This is a genomic window from Holospora elegans E1 (assembly GCF_000648275.1).
Classification (GTDB): Bacteria; Pseudomonadota; Alphaproteobacteria; order Holosporales; family Holosporaceae; genus Holospora; species Holospora undulata_A.
On sequence record NZ_BAUP01000046.1, the window covers coordinates 1 to 4,994 of the forward strand.

Annotated in this window: 9 protein-coding genes; 1 reads left to right on the top strand and 8 read right to left on the bottom strand. The window is 33.0% G+C overall.

The genetic code is table 11. The features are described 5' to 3' along the window. Positions 1-136: 136 nt before the first annotated feature. From HE1_RS08620 to HE1_RS01320, 6 genes are all read right to left on the bottom strand, one after another. Positions 137-295, bottom strand: coding sequence for a hypothetical protein (locus HE1_RS08620; protein WP_162531156.1), 159 nt, complete (start codon positions 293-295; stop codon positions 137-139). Between the two features lie 3 nt (positions 296-298). After that, positions 299-499: a hypothetical protein gene (locus HE1_RS06340; RefSeq protein ID WP_052567178.1), complete on the bottom strand. Its 201-nt coding sequence runs from the start codon at positions 497-499 to the stop codon at positions 299-301. Beyond that, a complete protein-coding gene (locus tag HE1_RS08625) occupies positions 459-629 on the bottom strand; it encodes a hypothetical protein (RefSeq protein WP_162531157.1) in 171 nt (56 codons plus the stop codon). The genes HE1_RS06340 and HE1_RS08625 overlap by 41 nt, the downstream gene beginning before the upstream one ends. A gap of 122 nt (positions 630-751) precedes the next feature. Continuing rightward, a complete protein-coding gene (locus HE1_RS01310; RefSeq protein ID WP_162480137.1) occupies positions 752-1,645 on the bottom strand; it encodes a hypothetical protein in 894 nt (297 codons plus the stop codon). Between the two features lie 359 nt (positions 1,646-2,004). Then, complete coding sequence (locus HE1_RS09550; protein WP_200863587.1) at positions 2,005-2,160, bottom strand: hypothetical protein; 156 nt, start codon at positions 2,158-2,160, stop codon at positions 2,005-2,007. A 314-nt stretch (positions 2,161-2,474) separates the two neighbouring features. Continuing rightward, positions 2,475-2,681, bottom strand: coding sequence for a hypothetical protein (locus HE1_RS01320; RefSeq protein WP_035543880.1), 207 nt, complete (start codon positions 2,679-2,681; stop codon positions 2,475-2,477). Positions 2,682-2,847: 166 nt separating this feature from the next. Between HE1_RS01320 and HE1_RS01325 the strand changes: the two genes are divergently transcribed. Then, complete coding sequence (locus HE1_RS01325) at positions 2,848-3,639, top strand: hypothetical protein (RefSeq protein WP_035543882.1); 792 nt, start codon at positions 2,848-2,850, stop codon at positions 3,637-3,639. Positions 3,640-3,900: 261 nt separating this feature from the next. Here HE1_RS01325 and HE1_RS08630 read toward each other — a convergent pair whose 3' ends face one another. Both HE1_RS08630 and HE1_RS01335 read right to left on the bottom strand, forming a co-directional pair. Continuing rightward, on the bottom strand, positions 3,901-4,056 hold the full coding sequence (locus HE1_RS08630) for a hypothetical protein (protein WP_162531159.1): 156 nt from the start codon (positions 4,054-4,056) through the stop codon (positions 3,901-3,903). Positions 4,057-4,282: 226 nt separating this feature from the next. Further along, positions 4,283-4,540, bottom strand: a complete 258-nt coding sequence (locus tag HE1_RS01335) for a hypothetical protein (RefSeq protein ID WP_035543887.1) — start codon at positions 4,538-4,540, stop codon at positions 4,283-4,285. Positions 4,541-4,994: the final 454 nt, after the last annotated feature.

A 4,994-nucleotide genomic window follows, 5' to 3' on the forward strand; every position in this document is an offset into this window, starting at 1 on the left:
ATCATCAAGCATGTTATACAGATGGCGGCTTTCGTCCGTATTTAGGTGAGTAAAAAAATCCTTCAAAGGCTTTTTAGAAGTGCCGAAATTGGCCAATTGATTATTTTTTATACGGATAAAAAAAGGGATCTTATGGTCACACAAATAAGTCACACAAATAAGTGATCCAATCTTTTCCCACAAATTCGCGATCAGCTGAAAAGGAGAGAATTTTATCGCCCCCAAAGATTTCCTTAAATTGGTTTAATAAACTGATGCGTGCTTGGGTGTGCGAATTTTCCTGGTGATCAAGCATGCTTCAAAACAAAGGAAATGTAATCTTTCCAACTTTAACAGCTAGTACGAGGCAATTGATATTCTGCGTTCCAAACTTCCAATTGGTGCCATCGAGCATTAAATGCATTTTAGGAACTGGCTCCCAAATACTTGATATTAATGCTTTTAAGAAGAGTCCAGAATCAATTACTTGTCCTTTTAAAAAAACGCCTGACGCGTTCAAGCTTGGATTTTATTGAAGCTGGAGGGTTCATCTTGTGGATCAGCGCAGGATGCTGAACATTTCGCTGATCGATCATACTAAGCACGAAAGTTTTAAAAGTCTCTGCGCTGGATGAGAGGTTAATTTGCATTAAACATTTTTGTTTATTTTTAATAAAATAGCCTCTCTTTCGGATCTTTTAAAGACCCTTCAAAAAAGTGAGGGGGAGTATGGTTAAAAGCTTCGTTTTTTTGAATAATTTAAAGAATTTGCTCAGTCCCTTAAAATTTTTTGAAAATTATTCCAGATTAATGACATTGAATTCCTTATTTCTTTGCTGCTTATGTTTAAATCTAAAGGTTGAAAAATACCCATAATGTAACTAAAATCGTCTTTATCTAAATGGATATCGTTTAAAAACTTAATATCTCCAACTTTGTTCTGTTTTAAGACCTCCAGGGTTTTAAGAAGATTTTTTTTATTTTTTTTAGAAAAACTAGAAAATTGATCAAGAAATTTATGTTTTTCTAGCATTAGCTCAAAAAATTTTTCCTCATGATGTTTGAAGTCGGGAGGTGTTTCGAGGCAAATTTTTGAAAATTCTCGCAAACCTTCTAAAAAACTTTTAAATTTTTTTATGTCGGAGTTTTGTGAATCTTTTTCTATTTCCATTTGTTTGTTTGAGGGGGAGGGGGCTGAGTCGTTGTTTAGGAAGCGCAAAAAAACTTTTCGTAATTGTTTCCAAATTAATGGAGCGTTCTTTGCTACTGCGAAATTTCGTATTTTAAAGTAGAGGGGGCGAAGAATGTCCACAATGTAATCGAAGTCATTTTTCTCTAACTCGATCTCTTTTAAAAATTCAGAATCTCCGATTTTGCTGTCTTTTAAAACTTTTAGAACTTTCAGAAAATCTTCTCTGTTTTTTTTAGGAAGATTAGCAAATTGATCAAGAAGATCTGTTTTTTGGTGGATTAATTCAAGAAAACTTTGTCGAAAAGTGTCTAAATTTGGACTTGCAAATAAAATTTTTAAAGAGTCTTGTAAATTTTTTATAAAATTTTCAAATTTTTCATTCTCTTTTATTTTTCTTTTGTTTTCCCCCAAATTTTCAGATTCTCCTATTCCATCTTCGTTCAGTTCAGAGTCTTGCAAGTAAGATTCTTCCATTTCGGAGAGGCGTGGGCTTTCTTCTGTTTTCGCGAGTCTATTTGATGGATCTTTTTCTGAGCCATTATTTGCAAAAGAGTTTTCTATGAACATAATGCTAATTAAAAAAACATTTAAAATAGGTGATTTCATAATTTTACCAATGGTTTGTATTGAATATTATGGATTGTACAAAATAAAAATAAAAATTTCGTGATAGAATTCTTCGCAAACTCTCATTTAGCTAACTCCATAGTATAACGCCAATTCCCATTGCTAAATAAGCATATACTGACTATTTTTAAGAAAAGGAGAATTATATCATAGGTGTATAACAAATAGCTTAAATAAACGGCAGCCTCATCAAAATTGTGAGACCTTCAATCAAAGATAGCATGATGAATTTTCAAAATTTTATTAACGTGAAGTACTGCAAAAATAAGCAGTGTTCCCTCCAAAATTTCAAGTGATCGTGTGTTTGCAAGGGGGGCGAAATCTTGCAAACCAATGGCGGTGTGGAGCGTTATTTTGTTCAATAGAAAGGGTTTTATCTTTTCCCTGAAAGAGGGGGGGGCTTGGAATAATTTTATTAAAACCTGCCCAATGATTTCCGCAATAAAATAAAATTTTCCATTTTTTTAATCGTTCAAAAAGTCGTTTGAATGTTTGACCCGAGTGATCACCAAATTCCCAATCGATGAGCTGTTTTCCAGCACATCCTAGACTTTGAAATCCAAGCTTTAAAAATCCAAATTTTTTGCTTCTTTTTTTAATAATGCAAAAATTGATAGATTTCCTTGACACTACCTTTGTCTTCTGGGGATGTCTCAATTTTAGCGCATAGCCTTGATTATAAGGTGCCCGCCCCCTTCAAAACGGCGGTGGCGCCGACACCAAAAAGCTGAGCAATTCGGTTCATTGAAAGGTTGTTTGCGTATAAAACAAGGGCTTGGAGCTTGTCTTTTTCAGGCACACCTCGTGAAAATTTTTCCACATTTTTTATATTTGTACCGCTGAATCCCCCGAACAGAACCGCTTTTAATAGCACTTCGAACATTCAAAAAATTTACATACAATCATTTTTAGAGACTTTTAAAAGACTTCCTTTACCTATTCTAACAAAAAGTATCTCTAGTTAAAAGCTTCAATGATGAATTTTTTAAGATTAAATTATTTTTTCTCATTTATACTGTAAAGCATAAAGTGGACAATTCGGAATAAAAATGAATAAAATCTATGGGATTTTTTTGTGTATGTTGGTTTTAGCTTCCATTAATTCAGGTCTTTATGCAGAGGGAGAAGAAAAGAATGATTGGATTTCAAAAGTGGTGAAAGAACAAGTTCCACAAGATGCCAAAAATATTGAAGCGATATATGAAAAAATTAGTGCGGCATTAAAAGGCATAAAGGATCCCGTATCGCAGGAAAATTCTGGTCAAGAAGAACAAAGAGCTAAGGATTTTTTTAAGGGAGTAAAATGGGATTCTGTTACTGAAGAAGAGTTAAATAAAAAAGTAAAAGAATTTTTAGGAGAAAAAAAAGAAGAAATAATCCCAGAAAAAAAAGAAGAAATAATCCCAGAAAAAAAAGAAGAAATAATCCCAGAAAAAAAAGATGAGAAAAACCCAGAAAAAAAAGATGATATAGAGGACATTAAGAACAAAATAAAAGATTTAGAGAAAGAGAACAGTGTAAAAAAAAATACGTTATTAGAAGAAGAAAAGGTAATAAAAGATATTGTACAATCTATTAAGAAAAAAGTCGCAAAATCGAAAATTCAAGCATTAAGAGATAAAGTTGAAAATATTGTTTCAGAAGTAACTAAAGAAATGGCAGAAAAAATACAAGAAAAAATTTCTCCTCTTATGTTTGAAACAGTAAAAAAAATAAATATAAATGAATTCCATACTGCTCTTGAAAAAGAAATTTTCTTGGAAGTTAAAAAGTTGGTCGTCGACAATCAACAAAAACTCGATCAAGAAATTGGATCAATAGATCAAAACAGCGCGTGGTAACCTATTTTGAGACGTTCTTTAAGTATTGCACCTTAAATGGTGCGGTACCATAAAATTAAAATTTTATAGATTGTAGTCAAAGACTAGTATAAATTGAAAAAACAGGGAGATGGGGAGGGATTCTGCTCAATTTTAGACGTCGCGTTTTGTGGGCAGAGGTAAAAAAGTTACACACGTATTGCAACCGCGTTTTGTTTGCTGAAAAAATTGAACTCGAATTAAAACGTAAAGATCCTGCCATAAAAATAGACTTGGATGCGTTTAAATTAAAAAAGGTGCTTGAAGAGTATCTCGATAAATGCATATGAGCGTGTCAAATGCTTGGGGATAAGCAAAAACGGTATCTTTCCAGTCTTTAAGCGCTTTTAAAAAAGCTTGTTTAGAAAAAAGAGCTACCTTTTCCCAAGAGATTGTCAAAAAAAGAAGGCTTCCATAAAATTGTGGGTTTTGATGAAAGTAATTTTTCTTACTTTATACCCTGCACGCAGGGTGCTCGTTTAAAGAGGATCGTTATTTTTGCATCTATGATTGGAAATGCTAAGGGCAGAACGAGAATTTCTTATCACGAGTCTTTTTCAAAACATAGTCAATTTTTTTTATTTCTTATACATGATTTTATTTTAATTAACTTGTTTGGAATCATTTATTGATATTGCTTTAAAACCCAATTTATTAGCTGAATTTCGGATACGCTTCTTCTGTCTTCACTGCGGCGGAGCAATTCTTGCAATACCACGGCTTTGCCTTTTGCAGTAAGGGAAAGATATCGTTGACATTGGCGAGGGTCGTCGCACAATTGTTTTTCTGCTGTACGAATCCAACACATAAGTTCAGATCCAGCCCCTTTTGCTTGAAAAGGAGTGCTGACATTACACAACAAAACTATCAAAATTTTTTTCACGAAAAGAAAAATATTTTTTTTCACCTTACATAAAAGATAATTTGAAAAGTTTAAAAAAAAGTAAGGATCAATTTTTTTTCAAGCTCCCCCCCCCTTTAATCCAGGACATTTAAGTGTTTATACCAAATAAAACTGAAAGTGTTGGACTAATGCGTTAAAATTAGTCATTGACACGCTCGACAAGATCTCTGGCGATGTTGTTCTCAGGTTTGGTCGAAAAATTGCAGCATACTCTTGCAAAACTCTTTGGCAGAGACGAAAAATCGATTGTTGCGCACATGTTCATTCTTCTCTGGTTGGGGGGCTAGGGAGGCATAAGTGTTGAAAGTGTCAAAATAAATGTTTAACAGCATTGAAATCCCCTCCTGAAATAATAATTAATGTTTTAATAAAAGATTTCTCTAGATCTCATGTAAATTGAAATAATGGAATTTTGAAGCCATGCAGTTTCTTT